The organism is Anoxybacillus sp. EFIL, from assembly GCF_013096955.1.
Taxonomy (GTDB): Bacteria; Bacillota; Bacilli; order Bacillales; family Anoxybacillaceae; genus Anoxybacillus; species Anoxybacillus ayderensis.
Genome location: NZ_SDLH01000001.1, coordinates 356248 through 375489, shown reverse-complemented (window position 1 = coordinate 375489; position 19242 = coordinate 356248). Strand labels below are relative to the sequence as shown.

Here is a 19242-nt window from a genome sequence, read left to right as displayed (position 1 = left end):
AGGCGATAAATGGATATAGGGGGGATTGTGATGAAGAAGTGGTTAGTCGATGATGAGCCGTTGTTCGTTTTGCCGACGGTGGCGGTGAAGCTCGGATTGAACGAAAGTATTTTTTTACAGCAGCTTCATTATTGGCTCGGAAAAAGCACGCATACGCATGATGGACATGTATGGGTGTACAACACGTACGAAGGGTGGAAAAAGCAATTTCCGTTTTGGTCGGAAAGTACGATTCGACGCACGATCGTACGGCTTGAGAAAAAAGGGATCGTCGTCTCGCGCTATCGCTCACAGATGGATAAAACGAAATGGTATCGCATTGACTACGATGTGCTAGCGAACGTTATGAATGGCGAAGAAGAACGGCAACATGACGAAACGAGTGGGCAACATGACGTATCGCACATGTCCACTTGCCAAGACGCACATGGCTATATGAACAGACAAACAGAAATAGCAACAGATCATACATTACAACATATCATTTATTTTTATGAAAAAAACGGTTTCGGTACGATTAGTAGCTACGTTGCTGACCAGATGGCGCATTGGAGCAAGGAGACGTCAGAGGAATGGGTGATTGCAGCGCTGAACGTCGCCTTGCAGAACGGAGTGAGAACGTGGAAATATACAGAAGGCGTTTTACGAAACTGGAAGAAAAACGGATACGCGCGCTCGAAACGGCGGAAAGCGGTGCGGACGGAAAGTGTGCCGGAGTGGCTGCATATCGATTATTCCCGATATGAGCGAAAGGCGTGCAGTGAAGCGGAGCTCGAACAAAAACGGAACGAATTAGAAAAGCGTTTAAAAAAAAGGAAAAGGGCATGAACGTCCATACCCTTACCCTGTTTGTTCCACCGGCTCGTTTGCTTCTTTCGTCGCTTCTACCGCTTCTAAAAGCAGCTCGACAAGGTGAACGGCGCGCACGTTCGTCATTCCTTCTCGTTCAATGCCGAGCTTCATTTGCAGCAAACAGCCGGGATTGGCGGTTACAATTGTCGTCGCTTTCGTTTGTTTCACTTGTGCCATTTTGTAATCAAGCACTTGCATCGACATGTCTGGTTCGATGATGTTGTAAATGCCTGCTGAACCGCAGCACCGATCGGCATCTTTCATTTCGCGAAACTCGACGCCGGAAATGGATTGAAGCAACAGGCGCGGCTCGTTTGCTGTTTTCATGACGTTGCGTAAATGGCATGAATCTTGATACGTCACGATTTGCTCAGGCAAGCGCCATCCTTCGAGATGAAAGCCGAGTTCGACTAAAATGATGGAGACGTCTTTTATTTTGGCGACGAAAGATTTGGCGCGCTCCGCCCAAATCGGATCGTCTTTTAATAAATGGTCGTATTCGATTAAAAACGCCCCGCACCCGCCAGCGTTTGTGACGATATAGTCGACATCGAGCCGTTCAAACGCTTCAATGTTTTGTTTCGCGAGCGTTTTCGCGTCCGCTTTTTCGCCGCTATGCCCGTGAAGTGCACCGCAACACGTTTGGGTCGGTGGAATGACGATGTCGCAGCCGGCAAGCTGCAATAGTTTCATCGTCGCATCGTTCATGTCCATAAACATCGTATCCATTAAACAGCCGCTAAAAAAGGCGACCCGTTTTTTTCGTTTCGTTTCCGCTTCGATGTGCGTTGGTCGTTCGTTCATTTGTTTCCACGTCGGCACGTTCGGCAACACTTTTTCCATCATGGCTAAATGATTTGGCAACACGCGCAATAAGCCGAGTTTGCGAACGAGCGTCTGCAATCCGGAGCGTTGATACACGCCGATGAGGGCGGTCACCATTCGCATCCGCTTTGGATGAGGGAATAGTTGCTTAAATACGACGTGGCGAACGAGACGAACGAACCACGGATATCGTTTATGTTGCGCAATAATGTCGCGCGCTTCTTCTAGCAAATGGCCGTAGCGCACTCCAGAAGGGCAAACGGGCTCGCACGCTCGGCAGCCGAGGCACAATTGGAGCGAACGTTCGACGTCTTCATCCGGTTCAATGAGCCCGTCGACGACCGCTTTCATGAGCGCAATGCGTCCGCGCGGCGAGTGTGACTCTTGAAAGCCCGACTCAATATACGTCGGACATGTCGGCAAACAAAAGCCGCAGCGCATACAGTTTAATAGTTCGTCTTCGTTCATGCGCGCTTGAAATTGTTGTTGCATGATCTGTTCATTTTTCATCGCGTCACCACCACCCGTTTGCGCGTGCTTTTTGCGAACACTTTCCCCGGATTCATAATGTTGTTCGGATCGAGCGCTTGTTTAATCGCTTTCATAGCCGCGATTCCTTCTTTGCCGAGCTTCCATTCTAAATACGGCGCTTTCATGACGCCGACACCGTGTTCGCCTGTAATCGTGCCGCCAAGTTCAATTGCTTTCGCAAATATGTCTTCAAACGCTTGCTCGACGCGATGCAGTTCGTCTTTGTCGCGCACATCTGTCGGACATGTTGGGTGAAGGTTTCCATCTCCCGCATGGCCAAACGTGCAAATGGTGACGTTATATTTTTGCGCAATATCGTTAATCGCTTTCACCATATTGGCAATTTGCGAGCGCGGGACGGTCGCATCTTCTAAAATGGTCGTCGGCTTTAAGCGAGCGAGCGCCGATAAGGCAGAACGTCTTGCGGTGCGCAAATTGTTCGCTTCTTCTTCCGTTTTTGCGACTTGAACGGAAATGGCGCGTTGTTCGCGACAAATGCGCGCCATCGCTTCCATATCGCGGGCGACGACTTCTTTTGAACCGTCTTGTTCAATAAGCAATACCGCTTTTACGTCCGTCGGCAAGCCGATGTTGACGAACGATTCGACGACTTGCAGCGTCGGCTGATCTAAAAATTCAAGCGTCGTCGGAATGATTTTGTTGGCGATAATCGTTGAAACGGAACGGGCAGCCGCTTCTAAATCTTCATAAAGCGCGAGCATCGTTTGCTTCGTCTCCGGCATCGGAATGAGCTTTAACGTCGCTTCCGTAATGATTCCAAGCGTGCCTTCCGAGCCGACAAATAAACGGGTGAGGTCATAGCCGGCGACGTCTTTCGCAAGTTTTCCACCTGTGCGGATGATGTCGCCGCTAGCGAGCACAACTTCAAGCCCCATGACGTAATCGCGCGTCACCCCGTATTTTAAGCCGCGCAAACCGCCGGAGTTTTCGTTAATGTTGCCGCCGATCGTCGAAATTTTCATCGAGCTCGGATCCGGTGGGTAAAATAACCCTTTCGCTTCGACCGCTTGAATGAGGTCGAGCGTAATGACGCCCGGTTGAACAGTAACCGTTAAGTTTTCCTCATCGATTTCTAATATGCGATTCATATGTTTAAACAATAGGACGATGCCACCTTCTGTTGGGCACGTGCCAGCGCAAAGGTTCGTCCCTGAACCGCGCGGAACGATCGGAATGCGCTCTTCGTTACAAATTTTTACGATGTCGCTCACTTCTTTTGTGTTGCGCGGTGCGATGACCGCATCAGGAAGCGATTGAAAGTTTGGGGTTGCATCATATGAATAAACGAGCCGTCCGGCTTTCGAATCGTCGTAGTTTTCTGCACCAACAATGTCAATAAACTGTTGCTTCACTCGTTCAGTGATCATGTCATCCACCTTCTTTTTCAAAAGATAAGAAAGTATAAGATTTCAGATTTATGGAGCTGTCTAGCTCCAAGCGCCATCGGCTTGAGCCGCTCCGCCCCACACTGCGGCGGCGACAGCCTCCTCGGTGGGGCTTGTGCGCCCTTCGCCGATAGGCGGGCGCTTTTCGCTTTTCTTATTTGTACTATAAGCATAAAAAAAAGCGGGGAAACCCGCTATGGATGAACATATAAAAATAAAGCGTTTACAAGTTATTTTTTTGTTGTTTCATCTAAAAAACGAATGGCTAAATATAAAGTGATGACATGTTCCAGGTGGCGCACGTTTAAATTTGTATATTCTTGTATTTTTTTCAGTCGGTAATGAAGCGTATTAATATGAATGTGAAGCGCTTCGGCTGTTTGTTTGAGCGATAAGTCGTTAGCGAACAACGTCCGCAGCGTATGCAACAATTCTTCATCGTGTATGAGCGGTTCAATCGTTCGTTTAATCAGCTCTTGTTTTGTCGCAGGCGAAAGATCTTCGAAACACATCTCTAGCCGTAAATCCTCATCAAATACGATGTCGTTCGGTCGTTTGGCGACGCGAAGAGCGCGCTCCGCTTGTTGATAAGAACGATGCATATGTTGAGCATCGGTCATTTTGCCACAGCCGAAGCGAAACGTCATATTGTATTTTTGAGCGAGCATTCGCTGCAAGCGAGCGATTTGTGCAACGGTATGTTCTTTTTCTGTATTCGTTTGCAAAATAAGAAAGCGATCATCACCCCAACGAACGATGATGTCGTTTCGGTTTTCCCAACTTTCCTGAATGTATTTCCATAATTCAATCGTCATTGTCGCATGTTTTCCGGTGCGTTCTGCGATAATGACGCGCCGCGAGCAAGCGAGGTCGATATGAAACAGTTGGGCTCGTTCGTGCAAGGATGGCGACCATTCGCGCGCTTGCAGCCAATCGAAGACGAACGTTTCAAGCGCACGCGCTTCAAGTTGTAACTGTTCCGTATAGTAGTTTTCTTGAATGAGAAGCTCGGTCATTTTTTTTAATAGCTCGCCGTATGGTGATACGTTCGCTGGGTCTCCTGTAATGCCGATGACACCAATGACGTCACCGTGAAAAAAAACAGGTAAGTTGATGCCAGCTTTTACTCCTTTGAGCTTCCCTTCGTCTTCTTTCGTAATGATTCGTTTTTGTTTTTCTTGGCAAACGAGAAACGCGCCTTCATGAAATTGCCCGATGCGCGTCGGGTCGGTGCTGGCGATAATGATGCCATGCGTGTCGACGATAATGAGATCTTCATGAATGAGGCGGCGGACGTCCGACACAATTTTTTTCGCAAGGTGAGGGGAAAGCATGCGTCCACTTCCTTTCTGAGTGAATATAAACGAAGAAACCGTCCTTTTGATGATGCGAAAGGACGGTTATCTACTTGTTACATTTGAAAGCGTGCGACCGCCTGACGAAGTTGCTCCGCTGTGCTTGCGAGCTCTTGCGATGAAGCGAGCAGCTCTTGCATCGTTGCGTTTTGTTCTTCTGTCGTTGCGGCGACTTGTTCAATATTATGGGCGGATTGAGATGAAATATCAATAATTTGGTCAGCGAATGCCGTCATCGTTTTCACTTTTTCTTCTACGGAACGAATCGTATCGTGCACCGCATCGCTTTCAGCTTGGACGCGCGCCATATGAGTCGAAATCGAGCGGAAAATGTTTCCGACTTGTTCGACGAGCGAATGTCCAGCTTGGAACGATTCGCTGCTTTCATTCATCACTTTCACCGCATGGGCTGTTTGCGTTTGCGACTGTTCGGCAAGCGCGCGAATATTACCTGCAGCATGGGCCGTTTGTTCCGCGAGTTTGCGCACTTCTTCCGCAACGACGCCGAATCCTTTTCCGTGTTCTCCGGCGCGCGCCGCTTCAATGGCGGCGTTTAACGCAAGCAAATTCGTTTGATCGGAAATGTTTGTAATAAAGCCGACGATTTGATGAATTTCTTTCGATTTATCGTTTAGCGATTCAATAACTGTCGCAAGCCGTTCAATTTGTTCGCGAATGACTTTCATTTGTGCAACCGTTTGCTCTACTAAAGATGTTCCTTCGTTGACGCGCGCCGCCGCTTCTGTCGTTACTTTCGTTGTATTGGTTACTTTTTCTATTACGCTCGTTAATGCATTGGATACATCGTGCACCGCGTCGTTTGTTTTTTGTGAGACGTCAACTTGTTGTTCAGCACCTGAAGCGACTTGCAACATCGCTTGTGTAATTTGCTCGTTCGCTTCCGTCGTCGTTTCTGCATTCAATCGCAACGTTTGCGACATATCGTTTACATACTTCGCTGCCGCTTGAATTTGGGCGATAGATTGCGCTAGTCCGTCCATTAATTCATTCATCGCATGAGCGATTTGTCCGACTTCATCGTTGTTCGTATCCGTTAAACGCTCAACGCGCAAATTGCCGCGCGCAAGCTCATGGCAAATGTGCACGACTCGTTTTAACCGACTGCTTATTTTACGGCTAACGACGGTAAGGGAAACGATCGATAAGGCGATGGCGACAACGACCGTTATAACCATCATCAACACGTTTTTCGCGATCGCATTGTTCATTTGCGCGACGAGGTCATGCCGTTCGCGAATAATGAGCTGCTTTAATACGTCGAGCTTTTCAATGCTCATATCGCGAATCGTCGCCGCTTTATTTTGGAAGCTCATAATTTGAAAAATGTCTATAATTTCCCCACGGTCGCGGTATGATAAGACGGTCGGTTGGATCGTTTTATGAAGCAGTTCGTTCAGCTGGTTTTCGATAGAAATCGTTGATTGGTAAATCGTTTTCGCTTCTTCCGTTTGCATATACGGTTCGAGCTGCTTCATTTTATCGTTAAATTGCTTCGTTAAATCTTCATAGTTCCATAATGTTTCAGGGCGAGGATTTGTCATGTAGTCGGTGATGACAATATATTTTTGTTTAAATAAAGCGTTCAGATCGGTAATTAAAATAGCTTGGTCGCTTTTTTGCTCCACTTGTTTTACGACGTTCGTTAAGTTATGAACAAGCAAGGCGACAAAAATGAAAACGCTGACAAATAAAACGGTCGTAAAGCTAAAAACGATCCCGTACTTTCTCCCGATCGTCGTTTTGTTTTTCGGTTTTTTCTGAAAACTGAACTTTTTTCTAGCTGTTGTCGCGTTTTTCTGCTCATCTGTTTTCTGTTTTTTCTGAAAACGGCTCGTCCATCGACCTTTCATGAAGAAGCCTCCTTTACTTTTTGTATCATTATAGCACGACAGTTCGTGGGAAGGGGAGAACATTTTTGGACAAAATGCCACGAATTTTGTCACAAATTTTTTGTTGCAATCGGTTTCAAGTTCAGTTAAAATTCAAATCAACAAGGAATCCGAAACGTTTTGGAGGAAATGAAAGTGACGACAATTAAAGATATCGCAAAGGCGGCTGGCGTGTCTGTGACGACTGTTTCACGCGCGTTAAACGGCTATTCCGATGTAAGTGAAAAGACGCGGAAAAAAATTATGGACATCGCCAAGCAGCTCAATTACAGTCCGAATACGCTTGCGCGAAGCCTTGTCATGAACAAATCGAAAACGATTGGGTTGCTCGTTTCAGGCATGACGCGATCCGCGCTCAAAGACAATTTCACGTTTGAAGTGATGACGGGCGTCAACGACTACATTGCGAAAACGGACTATGACGTCATTTTGTTTAATACAAATTCGACGAAGCAAAGGGAAAAAACGTACTCGCAATTGTGCCGCGAACGGCGCGTGGACGGCGTCATTTTGCAAGGAATTAAAACGGACGATCCGTATTTAACGGAAGTTGTCGAAAGCGACATTCCGTGCGTCTTAATCGACATTCCGATTCAGTCTGATCGCGTCGGGTATGTGACGACCGATAACGTATACGGAGCGAAAAAAGCGGTGCAACATTTGCTTGAGCTCGGTCATCGGCGCATTGCGATGTTGAATGGACATGATTACGCTTTCGTCAGCAAACAACGTCTACAAGGGTTTTATGAGGCGATGGAAGAAGCGAACGTGCCGATTGAAAAAGAGTGGATTGTTAACGGCGACTTTTCCGAAGAGATGGCAGAAGCGAGAGCGTATGAATTGTTTGAGAAACATAACAACATTACCGCCATCTTTTGCGCAAGCGACTTAATGGCGCTCGGTGTCATGAAAGCGCTCAAACAGCTCGGTTTGCGCGTGCCTGAAGACGTATCGGTCATCGGATACGACGACATTTTATTAGCATCATACGTGTCTCCTGCGCTAACGACGATTGCGCAAAATAAATTTCAAATGGGATACGAAGCAGCTAGCATGCTCATTGATATGTTGGAAGGAAATGAAGCGAAAGTCGTGACGTTGCGAACGCAACTTGTCGTGCGCGAGTCAACAGCACCGGTGAAAAAAGGGTGACCTTTTTTCATACCTGAAATCCGAAACGTTTTGGAAAACGATATTCACACAAGGAAAGGAAGTTTACGATGCTGCAATACAACTTAGGAACAGGGGAGTATAAAAATTGGATCGTCTCCGAGGTCGCATTCAATCCGCATGCGCTCGGAAAATGCGAAGCGATTATGGCGCTTGGCAACGGATATATGGGGCTTCGTTCAGCGACGGAAGAATCGTACGTCGGGCAAGTGCGCAACTTGTTCGTTGCTGGAACGTTTAACAAGTTTGACGAATATGAAGTGACGGAACTGCCGAACGGACCAGATGTTGTTGAGTTAGACATTTGGTTAAACGGCGAAAAGTTTTCGCTCGAAAAAGGGAAAATCATTCATTACCGCCGCGATTTAAATATAAAAGATGCGGAACTTGTGCGCCACGTCGTATGGGAAAGCGCGCAAGGAGAGAAGTTTGAGCTGACGTTTCGTCGATTTGTATCGCTAAAAAACTTGCATTTGATCGGCATGAAAGTCGAGATCAAGCCGCTCGATGGCGATGCGCACATTCACATCACATCCGGCATTAACGGGCAAATGACAAATAGCGGTGCGCAACATTTTCATGAAGGTGAAAAGCGCATTTTCGATAAAACATATTTGCAGCTCATTCAAACGACAACGGAATCAAAAATTGATTTTGTCGTCAACGCTGTACATCGCTATATGATCGACGGAAAAGAAGTAGAAAAAGAGCCGCGCATGGCGATCGATCGCCGCAAAGTGTTCATTCAAGTGGCGTTTGATGTGAAACGAGGGGAGACGTTGACGTTTGAAAAGCTTGCTAACGTGTACACGAGCCGCGATCGAGCGTACGACCATGACGCATACAGTTTAGATGTCATGCGTGAAGATGCGCTAAACGACTTAAAAGAAGAAGCGAAGAAAGGGTATGATGCGCTCTTTTCCGAAAACGTTTCGGAATGGAAAAAACGTTGGGAGCAAATGAACATTACGATCGAAAGTGAAAATGAATTTGACCAGCTCGCCATCCGTTTTGCGCATTATCATTTAATCATTATGACGCCAGCACACGACGCACGTTTTGGTGTTGCGGCGAAAGGATTAACAGGGGAAGGATATAAAGGTCATTCGTTTTGGGATACGGAAATTTTCATTTTACCGTTTTTCACATACACGTTCCCGCATATTGCCCGCAGCTTGCTTGAATATCGTTACAACACGATTGAAGGGGCGCGTCGAAAAGCGAAAGAAAACGGATACGAAGGAGCGATGTATCCGTGGGAGTCGGCGTTTACAGGCGATGAAGAGACACCGGTATGGGGAGCGGTAGATATCGTTACAGGAAAAGCGACGAAAATTTGGTGCGGCTTTATTGAACAACATATTACGAGCGACATCGCATTTGCGGTATGGCAATATTACAAAATAACGGGCGATGAAGATTTTATGGAGCGCTACGGCTATGAAATGTTGTTTGATACGGCGACGTTTTGGGCGAGCCGGCTAGAGTGGAACGAAGAAAAGCAACAATATCATATTAACGACGTCATCGGCCCAGACGAATATAAAGAGCACGTCAACAACAACGCTTTTACGAACTATATGGCGCATTGGAATATCGAGACGGCCATTCGCTATTATGAAAGATTAAAAGAGACGAACCCGGCACTGCTTGATGCGCTAGCGGAAAAAATAAACGTTCATGAAGCGTATAAAAAATGGAAAGATAAAGTCGATCTCATTTACTTGCCGCAGCCGCGCGAAGAAGATCTCGTCATTCCGCAAGACGATACGTATTTATCGAAACAAATCATCGACTTAACGAAATATAAAAAGCAAACGCGCGTCGGTACGATTTTTGAAGACTACAATCTTGAACAAGTGAACAACATTCAAGTATCTAAACAAGCGGACATTATGGTGTTGTTTTACTTGCTAGAAAATAAGTTTCCGAACGAAGTGAAGCGAGCGAACTGGAATTACTATGAGCCAAAAACGTTGCACGATTCTTCGCTCAGCTTATCGACGCATTGCATTTTAGCGAGCGATATGGACGATCGTGAATTGGCGTATGCATTGTTTGAACAAGCGGCGCGCATCGACTTAGGACCAAATATGAAATCATCGGATCACGGCATGCATACCGCGTCGATCGGCGGCATATGGCAGTCCGTCGTATGCGGATTCGGCGGCGTGCGCATGCTTGATGGGAAATTGCGCATTCATCCAAAACTGCCGAAACAATGGAAAAAGTTATCGTTCCCGATATATTGGCGCGGCGATCGGTTAGAAGTAACGGTGACGCATGAGGAGCTTGTCGTGAAAAAAGTGACGAACGTTCACGATGTTGTGACGTTTGACGTGTTCGGGACACGATACGAAGTGAAAGACGAAGTAACGATTCCACTTGTATGAAAGGGTTTGACGAAATGAATAAAGAGTTGAAAGCAGTCATTTTTGATTTAGACGGCGTCATTACCGATACGGCAGAGCATCATTTTATCGCGTGGAAACAGCTCGCAGAAGAGTTAGGCATTGCGATTGACCGCACGTTTAACGAGCAATTAAAAGGGGTGAGCCGCATGGAGTCGCTCGAGCGCATTTTAGCGCTCGGCGGCCAAGCGGATCGCTACACGACCGAAGAAAAAGAAGCGCTTGCCTATAAAAAAAATGAACATTATAAACAGCTCATTGCGCGCATGACGCCAGACGATATACTTCCTGGAATTCTCGATTTGTTGCGCGAACTAAAGCGCAATCATATAAAAATCGGCTTAGCATCAGCAAGTAAAAACGCGTTTACCGTCATCGAACGATTACAAATTGGTGAGTATTTCGATACGATCGTCGATGCGGCGAACGTAAAACATAGCAAGCCGCACCCGGAAATTTTCTTGACGGCGGCCGAGCAGCTAAGTGTGCATCCGTCTATGTGCGTTGGGGTAGAAGATGCGCAAGCAGGGGTGGCGGCGATGAAAGCAGCACATATGTTTGCGATCGGCGTTGGCGATCGTGAAGCACTAAAAGAAGCAGATTATATCGTCGAAACGACAAAAGATTTAACATATGACGCCATCGTACGTGCATTTTATCGGGAATAAGGGAGCGCGTCTCCCTTCCATATATGAATCTAAATAAGAAAGGGGTCTTATGAATGAACAAAACATGGTTAACTGTCGGTATATCGACAATGCTTTTTGGAAGCGTTTTAGCGGGATGTGGCAACGACGAGAAAACAGCGAACAATGAAAACAAAGGAGAAACGAAAGAAGAACAAGTTGAAGTGACGCTCGCCGGCTGGGGCGGCAATCCGATGGAACAAAAATTGTTAAAGCAAACGTTAGATGAGTTTGAGAAAACATATCCGAATATTAAAGTAAAACATGAAGTGATTTCCGACCAATATATGGATGTCATTAAAACGCGGCTTATTGGTGGTGAAGGTCCAGACGTATTTTATTTAGATGCGTTTGAAGCGCCGGCGATGATTGAAACAGGCGTATTAGAGCCGCTCGATGACTATGTGACAGATGATTTTGATATCGATGACTTTGAAAAGCCGCTTCTTGATGCGTTCAAAGGCCCGGACGGCAAAATATACGGCTTCCCGAAAGACTATTCGACGTTAGCGCTTTTCTACAACAAAAAGATGTTTGAAGAAGCGGGGCTAGACGTACCGAAAACGTGGGATGAATTGCGCGAAGCGGCGAAAAAATTAACAAAGGGAACAGAAGTGTACGGTTTCGGGGTAGCACCGGAATTAGCGCGCCTATACTACATTGCGGAATCAAAAGGCGGCAAAGTCGTGACAGACAACAAAGCAAGCTTTGCCGATCCGAAAGTCGTTGAAGCGTTACAGCCAATCGTCGATATGCGCTTAAAAGATAAATCAGCAGCGCAACCAAATGAAGTTGGCGCCGGCTGGGGCGGCGAAATGTTCGGTCAACAAAAAGCAGCGATGGTCATTGAAGGAAACTGGGCGATTCCATTCCTACAAGAAACGTTCCCAAATACACCGTTCGGCACAGCAGAAGTGCCAACGATTGATGGCAAAAAAGGAACGATGGCTTATACAGTAGCGTACGTCATGAACAAAGATTCGCAAAAGAAAGAAGCGGCATGGAAACTTATTTCGTTTTTAACAGGAAAAGAAGGAATGAAAATTTGGACAAGTAAAGGATTTGCGTTGCCAACACGTAAATCGGTCGCATCTGAACTCGGATACGATAAAGATGAATTGCGCGCAGCGCTTGTTGCAGGAGCACCGTATGCGACCGTATGGCAAAACGGTACGAACTTGCCGATTATTATGAACAACTTTAACAACCAGTTTGTGAGCGCCTTTTTAGGTGAACAACCGCTTGCGGAAGCGCTCAAAAAAGCACAAGACATTGCGAATAAAGAAATTGAAGCGAAGTAACGGCTGAGGGGGATTCCCCCTCGCTGTTCCCTTCTTTCAAGTGAAGTGTTGCACAATCTTCACTTGAAAGAGGTGAATAGCAAGACAAAAGGAGATGAAAATATGTTTAGTCGTAAGCGATGGAAAGAAGCAGGAACGGCCTATACGTTATTGTCACCGACGTTATTTGTTCTTCTTTTATTCGTCATCGGTCCGATTTTATTTGCGATTTATTTATCGTTTCATAAAGTGCAGTTATTAGGAGGAGCAAGTTTTCAATTTGTCGGTTTCGACAACTTTACGCGCATATTAGACGATACGCGGGCAAAAATTGCGCTTTGGAATACGGCGAAATATGTGGCGATCGTCGTGCCGACGCAAACGATGTTGGCGCTCGTTTTAGCGGCAACGCTTAATGCGGGGTTAAAGGGAGAAAAGTTTTTCCGCATCGTTTACTTTTTGCCGACGTTAACATCATCGGCTGTTTTGACGCTTATTTTTATGTGGATGTACAACCAAAACGGTCTTGTCAACCACGTGCTTGCGTTTTTCGGCTTGCCGACGTACAACTGGCTTGGCGATCCGTCTGTCGCTTTAAACGCCATTATGATTATGAACATTTGGTCAACGGCACCGTTTTTTATGGTCATTTATTTAGCGGCATTGCAAGACATTCCCGATTCGTTATATGAAGCAGCGGAGCTAGACGGGGCGAACGCTTGGCATAAGTTTTGGTACGTCACTGTTCCGTATTTAAGACCTGTCACATCGTTCGTCGTCATTATGGGGTTAATCGGTACGTTCCAATTGTTCGACCAATCGTACATTTTCTCGGGCGGTTCAGGCGGACCGAACAATGCGACGTTAACGGTTGTTCTTCTTATTTATCAATATGCGTTTAAATCGCTCGGAACGATGGGATATGCGGCTGCGCTTGCGTTTGCGTTAGCGATCGTCATTTTACTTGCGACGTGGTTGCAGCGAAAATTTTCAAAAGAAGAGTCGCTTTACTAAAGGAGGGAAGGTCATGAGAATAGGCAAAGCATTGTTATATACAATTCTCGTCTTATATGCGATCGTGACGATGATTCCGTTTTTATGGGCGCTTTCGTCATCGTTTAAAACGCTTGAAGAAATTGTGAGCGGTTCGATTCGTTTTATTCCGGAAAATTTTACGCTTGATAACTATAAACAAATTTTTATCGAACAAGAGCTATTTCCTCGTTGGTTTATGAATAGCGTCATCATTGCGGTGACGGTGACGATCTTAAACTTAATGTTTAACTCGATGGCAGGCTATGCGCTCGCTCGCCTTCATTTCCGAGGAAAACAGACGATTTTTATGATCATTCTTGCCGTATTAATGATTCCAGCGCAAGTAACGATGATTCCGAACTATTTAATTTTAAAACAGCTCGGTTGGCTGAACTCGTATCAAGGAATGATTGTCCCAGCAATGATTAACGCGACATTCATTTTTATGATGCGTCAATTTTTCATTAACTTCCCGAAAGAGTTAGAAGAAGCCGCGGCGTTAGATGGGTTAAGCCGCATCGGCACATTTTTCCGCATCGTGTTGCCGCTCGCTCGCCCAGCGCTCGCCGCGCAAGCCATTTTCGTTTTTATGGGTTCGTGGAACGACTTTATGCGTCCGCTTATCATTTTATCCGATCCGAACTTGTTCACATTGCCGCTTGGGTTAAATAGCTTTAAAGGACAATACATTAGCTATTGGAACTACATTATGGCGGCATCGATGGTATTTACAATGCCTGTTTTACTCATTTATGCGTTTTTCAACCGTTACTTTATTAAAGGCATTTCATTTACAGGGGGAAAATAACCTCGTGCATGTCGCACGAGGTTATTTTAATCCGCCCCGTATCCGACATCTTTATCTGGATGGGTAAACGGCGCTTTTCCGCTTCGTTTTTCTTCTAATAAGGCGCGGTTTTCGGGCGTATTCCAACCGATGTCGTTCGTCGGATGCACCCATTCATCACCGGCCATGACGCTTGGATCGGTTTCATCGCTCCATTCATTGAGAGGGGAGTGTGGCGAATTGTATTTACTGTCGCCGATGACGACCCCATATTTGTTTATAAATGGCGGCTGCATGCGTATATTTGTCCCTTTAAACGACGGCGCATGAATTTGATGCGGTTGCGTCTCATCGAAAATGGGCGATTCGATTTCTTTATCCATTGTGATCACCTCAATTATTAATGTGGCTTAGTGACGTATAAAATATGTTGCTTTGCGCGACATTACTTGTGAGGGGGAATCAATATGCGCTTTCCAATTGCATCTTTAAATGAACGAGACATCGCCGAAGTGCAACAATTTGAGCGAAAGCTTCGTGAACAAACGGGCGAAGACATCATACTCATTGCGTACAAAAAAGAACAAACATATAGACGAGGTGAACGATCATGAAACGAAAAGTAACACATGATGCCGCGAAGACGAACAACCAAACACCGACGGAAAGCATGCCAAAAGACGAATTTGAAGCGCAATATGCCGGCGGAGAAGATATGAGTCGCGGCGCAAACCGAAATTCAAAAAAAGGACGGCAAGGAAAATGAAAAACAAACAAGCGGGCAAAACGGTTCCGATTCCAAGCGACATATTAAAGGAAGAATTCGGACACGAACAAGGTGACATCAATGCCTATAAAGTGATCGAGCTGTTAGAAGAAGCGAAAAAGGAAAAGAAAAATGGGTGAAGCTACGACATTTTTCCCTAGCTGTTGTACGACCTGTATGACTAAAAGCGCTAGCTCCTCATGCTAGCGCTTTTTTACATCATCTCTAAGCTATCGAATTCCGAACATTCGACAGCTATCTTCTCTAGCAAGGAACATCTCCGAATGATGTCCTTCTCACAACTTAAAGCTTCCTTATAGTTCAAATTATAAACTTCAATAAACGCTTTGTCAATTCGTGTCCATTTCCAAACTATACGTCTCCGCTTTCATTGTCGTTTGGTTAAAGTAAACGATCATCGCCATGTTGCATCGGCGAATACGTTTCGTTTGTAAATAATGCGGCAAGTCGAATGGGATCATTTCGACGACGGTATGTTTAAATAATTCTTTTTCGCTTAGCGAAAGAAGATGCGGTTGTTCGGACAGTTTTTCGTATACGCGCGCGCGTACATGTTTGTCCGTTTTTTCGTCCCACCACGGTTTGCGCGGTTTTTGTTTTTGATTGCGCAAATAGTCGTATTTCATTAACGCCTCGACGATCGGCAAGTCGTTCGTCTGTAACGTTTGTAAAAACGAATAAAGGCGGCGGAATAAATCTTCAAGTTGATGCCCGATGCGCGCCCAACCTTGTTCGTCCCAATACGTGCCGAACGATTGGAAAAAGTCAAACGGTGTATCAAACAAATGGGTGACGATATATTCAATCGTTTCGTCCATGCGATGATCGTTCCAATATTTTTCGAGCACATCTTCCACTTGTTTTAACCGAATGATGTCATCAAACGAAAGCACATTGTTGCGCAAAATTTCATACGGCGCGCGGTCCATAAAGACGTAGCCGTACTCATTTGCCTTGTGGCGAAGCCCTGTGCCGCGCAACATTTTTAAAAAGCCGAGCTGCAACTCTTCTGGGCGAAGTGCAAACACGTCGTTAAACGTTTTGCGAAACGATGTGTAATCTTCTTCTGGAAGCCCGGCAATTAAATCAAGATGTTGCGCAATTTTTCCGCCTTGTTTCACCATCGTGACGGTGCGCGTGAGCTTTTCAAAATTTTGCTTGCGCATGACGAGTTTGTTGACGTCATCGTTTGTCGATTGCACACCAATTTCAAACCGAAACAGCCCTGGGGGCGCTTCTTTATTTAAAAACTCAATGACTTCTGGCCGCATAATGTCAGCCGTAATTTCAAATTGAAACACGACGCCCGGCACATGTTCGTCAATTAAAAATTGAAACATATCCATCGCATAGCTGCGGCTAATGTTAAACGTGCGGTCGACAAATTTAATGACTTTTGCGCCTTGTTTCATTAAATAACGTAAATCTTCCTTTATTTTTTCACGGTCAAAATATCGAACGCCAACTTCAATCGACGATAAACAAAATTGGCAGCTAAACGGACAGCCGCGGCTCGTCTCGACATACGTCACGCGCTTCGACAAATGCGGAATATCTTCAGGAAAGCGAAACGGCGACGGTACGTTTGCTAAGTTGATTTTATTTCTTTGCGGGTTAATGATCGCTTTCCCGTCTCGATGAAACGCAAGCCCTGCGATGTTTGTCACATCTTCGCCACGTTCTAGTGCAGTAAGCAGCTGTTTAAACGTTTCTTCCCCTTCGCCGATGACGATATAATCAAACTCCGGCACGCGCTCAAGCCAATATGAAACATCGTATGACACCTCTGGTCCACCGACGACGATCGTGACGGTTGGATGCACTTTTTTCAACAGCTGAATGACTTCAATCGTCTGTTCGATGTTCCAAATGTAACAGCTAAACCCGACGACATCTGGTTTGCGACGATACAAATCGGTGACGATATTTAACACCGGGTCTTTAATCGTATATTCAACAAGCTCCACATGAAACTCTGGCTGGGCGTACGCTTTTAAATACCGAATCGCTAAGTTCGTATGAATATATTTTGCATTTAACGTTGTACAGATAATATGCACTGCAAACGACTCCTTTATATGTAGGTTGCAACGAACAATTATACCATATCCGAGGGGAAGGAAAAAGGGTGCCCTTTTTGTGAGGACACCCTTTGTATTATGCTGAAATTTGATTTTCCGCCCGTTTCGTTTTGCCGCGGTTCGATACCATAAAGAAAATGAATGCGACAACGACGACGGCATATAAGATGAACCAGATGTTGAAGCCGCCGACGATGAAGCCCATGCCGAGCATACCGGCCGCTAAAATGTAATATGTCATCGGAATGAGCGCTTTGCGAATTAAGCTTCCTTCTTGACCGACAAGACCGACTGTCGCGGAAGCCGCAACGACGTTATGAACACAAATCATATTTCCAGCTGCTCCACCAACAGCTTGCAACGCAACGACGACCGCAGCGCCTGAAGCAGATAAACCGATGCTTTCCGCTGTACCGAATTGGAAAAGCGAGAACATCATGTTGCTGAACGTGTTACTTCCAGCGATAAACGCTCCGAGCGCACCGATGAGCGGCGCAACGATCGGCCATGCGGAACCGACGATGTGCGACACGCCTTCCGCTAATACGAGCGGCATGCTTGCGAGTTCTTCTGTTTTTGAGTTAATAAAAATGTTGATCATCGGCACGGCGAAAATGAGCGCCGAACCTGCGCTTAATGCCGTTTTAAACGAATCGCTAAACGCTTTTTTGTAGCTTGCCGCATCCATTCGATGTAAAACGTATGTGACGAGCGAAACGATTAGGAAAATCGTACCCGGTAAATAAAGCGGTGTCGATTTAATCGCAATGCCGGAGTTAAACAAATTGTCGATTAAAATCGTGACGCTTTCCCCTGTTAAAAACGTTTTTACTTCCGTTACTGTGCGCGTAATGACGAGCAAAATCGCCACTAATACGTATGGGAACCATGCGTTTAAAAGCGAAATGCGCTTTTTCCCTTGCACAATGTTCGTTTGTTCGTTGTTTAAACGACCGATCCATTCTTGTTCCCAATTGTTGCGATGTTCGAAATCAAACGTATCTTTCGGCATAAATAACCCTGCTTTTGCCGCTGGCACGACGATGACGAGACCGATTAATGAACCGAGCAACGACGGAAACTCTGGACCGAGCACGTTCGCGATGATCGCATATGGAACCGTGAAAGCAAAGCCGGCGAGCATCGCAAACTTCCAGACGCGCAATCCTTCACGGAACGAACGGTTTTTGCCGAAAAAGCGCGTAAGCATTCCGACCATAATAAGCGGAATAAACGTTCCGACCATCGCATGAATAATGCCGACGTTTGCGGCAATTTGTAATAAGTAATCTGTAAACTCCATAACGCCAATTGCTTTCATGACTGCTTCTTGGTTCGCAAGACCGGTATTCACTCCGACGAGGATTGGTGTTCCAATCGCTCCGAAAGAAACAGGTGTACTTTGAATAATTAACGCAACTAACACAGCCGCCATCGCTGGAAAGCCGATCGCAACGAGAAGTGGTGCGGCGATCGCAGCTGGTGTACCGAATCCCGCAGCGCCTTCAATAAATGAACCGAACAACCAAGCGATAATGATCGCTTGAATGCGGCGGTCAGGTGAAATGTGAATAAACCCTTGGCGAATCGTTTCGATCGCGCCGCTTTCTTTCACCGTATTTAAAAGCAACACCGCTCCAAATACGATAAACATAATTTCAATCGCCGTTTTCATACCGTTGACGCTTGCGGCGGCGACAACGTTCATTTTCGTGCCCCAAACAAATAGGGCAATAGCGGCGGTGACGACGAGCGCAACAGGCATCGCGCGGCTCGCTGGCCATTTCAGCACGACGAGAAATAAGAAAACTGTTAAAATTGGCAATAGTGCGATAAATGATAACATACCGATACTCATATGCATCCCCCTTTGTTCAATATGATGATGTAATTCCTTATCCCCTTATCATAAGGTCATACAATCATCTGATGAGTATATCATAATGTAAGCGCAACCATTTTTCAATATGAATATTTAAAAATTTTTCACAGTTATTTTGTAGAAAAATATGGTTCTGTTTTTTTATTCAATCATAAAAATTTGATAAAATATATTTGAGATCCCACTTCTTTTGTGATTATCTTTACATCTTATTGCATGGCTCTCTGATGAACATATATAGTAA

At 45.6% G+C, this 19242-nt stretch carries 17 protein-coding genes; 10 read left to right on the top strand and 7 right to left on the bottom strand.

Annotated features, from left to right (window positions below):
• Positions 1-30 precede the first annotated feature (30 nt).
• Positions 31-828, top strand: a complete 798-nt coding sequence (locus tag ES017_RS01900) for a DnaD domain-containing protein (RefSeq protein WP_253263337.1) — start codon at positions 31-33, stop codon at positions 826-828.
• Positions 829-840: 12 nt separating this feature from the next.
• Here ES017_RS01900 and ES017_RS01895 read toward each other — a convergent pair whose 3' ends face one another.
• The 4 genes from ES017_RS01895 to ES017_RS01880 form a co-directional block, all read right to left on the bottom strand.
• Positions 841-2187, bottom strand: coding sequence for a (Fe-S)-binding protein (locus tag ES017_RS01895; RefSeq protein ID WP_171334659.1), 1347 nt, complete (start codon positions 2185-2187; stop codon positions 841-843).
• Positions 2184-3596, bottom strand: a complete 1413-nt coding sequence (glcD, locus tag ES017_RS01890; protein WP_021094300.1) for a glycolate oxidase subunit GlcD — start codon at positions 3594-3596, stop codon at positions 2184-2186. The genes ES017_RS01895 and glcD overlap by 4 nt, the downstream gene beginning before the upstream one ends.
• A gap of 248 nt (positions 3597-3844) precedes the next feature.
• Positions 3845-4948 (bottom strand): CdaR family transcriptional regulator, encoded by a 1104-nt coding sequence (locus tag ES017_RS01885; protein WP_171334658.1) that lies wholly within the window; start codon positions 4946-4948, stop codon positions 3845-3847.
• Between the two features lie 77 nt (positions 4949-5025).
• Entirely contained in the window at positions 5026-6840 is a 1815-nt protein-coding gene (locus ES017_RS01880) for a methyl-accepting chemotaxis protein (protein WP_171334657.1), read from the bottom strand.
• Between the two features lie 174 nt (positions 6841-7014).
• On the opposite strand from ES017_RS01880, the gene ES017_RS01875 reads away from it, so the two are divergent.
• From ES017_RS01875 to ES017_RS01850, 6 genes are all read left to right on the top strand, one after another.
• A complete protein-coding gene (locus ES017_RS01875; protein WP_171334759.1) occupies positions 7015-8031 on the top strand; it encodes a LacI family DNA-binding transcriptional regulator in 1017 nt (338 codons plus the stop codon).
• Between the two features lie 68 nt (positions 8032-8099).
• Positions 8100-10442 (top strand): glycoside hydrolase family 65 protein, encoded by a 2343-nt coding sequence (locus ES017_RS01870; RefSeq protein ID WP_003396838.1) that lies wholly within the window; start codon positions 8100-8102, stop codon positions 10440-10442.
• On the top strand, positions 10439-11128 hold the full coding sequence (pgmB, locus tag ES017_RS01865) for a beta-phosphoglucomutase (RefSeq protein WP_003396837.1): 690 nt from the start codon (positions 10439-10441) through the stop codon (positions 11126-11128). Before ES017_RS01870 ends, pgmB begins: the two co-directional genes overlap by 4 nt.
• Before the next feature lie 53 nt (positions 11129-11181).
• Complete coding sequence (locus tag ES017_RS01860) at positions 11182-12447, top strand: ABC transporter substrate-binding protein (protein ID WP_171334656.1); 1266 nt, start codon at positions 11182-11184, stop codon at positions 12445-12447.
• A gap of 102 nt (positions 12448-12549) precedes the next feature.
• Complete coding sequence (locus ES017_RS01855; protein WP_021094293.1) at positions 12550-13440, top strand: carbohydrate ABC transporter permease; 891 nt, start codon at positions 12550-12552, stop codon at positions 13438-13440.
• Between the two features lie 13 nt (positions 13441-13453).
• Entirely contained in the window at positions 13454-14269 is an 816-nt protein-coding gene (locus ES017_RS01850; protein ID WP_021094292.1) for a carbohydrate ABC transporter permease, read from the top strand.
• Positions 14270-14295: 26 nt separating this feature from the next.
• On the opposite strand, the gene ES017_RS01845 is transcribed toward ES017_RS01850, so the two are convergent.
• A complete protein-coding gene (locus ES017_RS01845) occupies positions 14296-14631 on the bottom strand; it encodes a DUF3905 domain-containing protein (protein ID WP_042536401.1) in 336 nt (111 codons plus the stop codon).
• Between the two features lie 84 nt (positions 14632-14715).
• On the opposite strand from ES017_RS01845, the gene ES017_RS01840 reads away from it, so the two are divergent.
• Genes ES017_RS01840 through ES017_RS01830 form a run of 3 tightly spaced genes read left to right on the top strand, consistent with a single transcriptional unit; the run spans position 14716 to position 15154 of the window.
• On the top strand, positions 14716-14862 hold the full coding sequence (locus ES017_RS01840) for a hypothetical protein (RefSeq protein ID WP_021094290.1): 147 nt from the start codon (positions 14716-14718) through the stop codon (positions 14860-14862).
• Positions 14859-15014, top strand: coding sequence for a hypothetical protein (locus ES017_RS01835; protein WP_006321568.1), 156 nt, complete (start codon positions 14859-14861; stop codon positions 15012-15014). Before ES017_RS01840 ends, ES017_RS01835 begins: the two co-directional genes overlap by 4 nt.
• Positions 15011-15154 (top strand): hypothetical protein, encoded by a 144-nt coding sequence (locus tag ES017_RS01830; protein ID WP_021094289.1) that lies wholly within the window; start codon positions 15011-15013, stop codon positions 15152-15154. The genes ES017_RS01835 and ES017_RS01830 overlap by 4 nt, the downstream gene beginning before the upstream one ends.
• Before the next feature lie 210 nt (positions 15155-15364).
• Here the strand turns inward: ES017_RS01830 and ES017_RS01825 are convergent, their stop codons facing one another.
• Both ES017_RS01825 and ES017_RS01820 read right to left on the bottom strand, forming a co-directional pair.
• Complete coding sequence (locus tag ES017_RS01825) at positions 15365-17095, bottom strand: B12-binding domain-containing radical SAM protein (RefSeq protein WP_042536400.1); 1731 nt, start codon at positions 17093-17095, stop codon at positions 15365-15367.
• Between the two features lie 97 nt (positions 17096-17192).
• Complete coding sequence (locus ES017_RS01820) at positions 17193-18974, bottom strand: L-lactate permease (RefSeq protein WP_171334655.1); 1782 nt, start codon at positions 18972-18974, stop codon at positions 17193-17195.
• Between the last annotated feature and the right edge of the window lie 268 nt (positions 18975-19242).

Bases quoted from the DNA above. Each gene is read 5' to 3' on its own strand.
- ES017_RS01900 (WP_253263337.1), top strand. From the start codon at position 31: ATGAAGAAGTGGTTAGTCGATGATGAGCCGTTGTTCGTTTTGCCGACG.
- ES017_RS01895 (WP_171334659.1), bottom strand. From the start codon at position 2,187: ATGAAAAATGAACAGATCATGCAACAACAATTTCAAGCGCGCATGAAC.
- glcD (WP_021094300.1), bottom strand. From the start codon at position 3,596: ATGATCACTGAACGAGTGAAGCAACAGTTTATTGACATTGTTGGTGCA.
- ES017_RS01885 (WP_171334658.1), bottom strand. From the start codon at position 4,948: ATGCTTTCCCCTCACCTTGCGAAAAAAATTGTGTCGGACGTCCGCCGC.
- ES017_RS01880 (WP_171334657.1), bottom strand. From the start codon at position 6,840: ATGAAAGGTCGATGGACGAGCCGTTTTCAGAAAAAACAGAAAACAGAT.
- ES017_RS01870 (WP_003396838.1), top strand. From the start codon at position 8,100: ATGCTGCAATACAACTTAGGAACAGGGGAGTATAAAAATTGGATCGTC.
- pgmB (WP_003396837.1), top strand. From the start codon at position 10,439: ATGAAAGGGTTTGACGAAATGAATAAAGAGTTGAAAGCAGTCATTTTT.
- ES017_RS01860 (WP_171334656.1), top strand. From the start codon at position 11,182: ATGAACAAAACATGGTTAACTGTCGGTATATCGACAATGCTTTTTGGA.
- ES017_RS01855 (WP_021094293.1), top strand. From the start codon at position 12,550: ATGTTTAGTCGTAAGCGATGGAAAGAAGCAGGAACGGCCTATACGTTA.
- ES017_RS01850 (WP_021094292.1), top strand. From the start codon at position 13,454: ATGAGAATAGGCAAAGCATTGTTATATACAATTCTCGTCTTATATGCG.
- ES017_RS01845 (WP_042536401.1), bottom strand. From the start codon at position 14,631: ATGGATAAAGAAATCGAATCGCCCATTTTCGATGAGACGCAACCGCAT.
- ES017_RS01840 (WP_021094290.1), top strand. From the start codon at position 14,716: ATGCGCTTTCCAATTGCATCTTTAAATGAACGAGACATCGCCGAAGTG.
- ES017_RS01835 (WP_006321568.1), top strand. From the start codon at position 14,859: ATGAAACGAAAAGTAACACATGATGCCGCGAAGACGAACAACCAAACA.
- ES017_RS01830 (WP_021094289.1), top strand. From the start codon at position 15,011: ATGAAAAACAAACAAGCGGGCAAAACGGTTCCGATTCCAAGCGACATA.
- ES017_RS01820 (WP_171334655.1), bottom strand. From the start codon at position 18,974: ATGAGTATCGGTATGTTATCATTTATCGCACTATTGCCAATTTTAACA.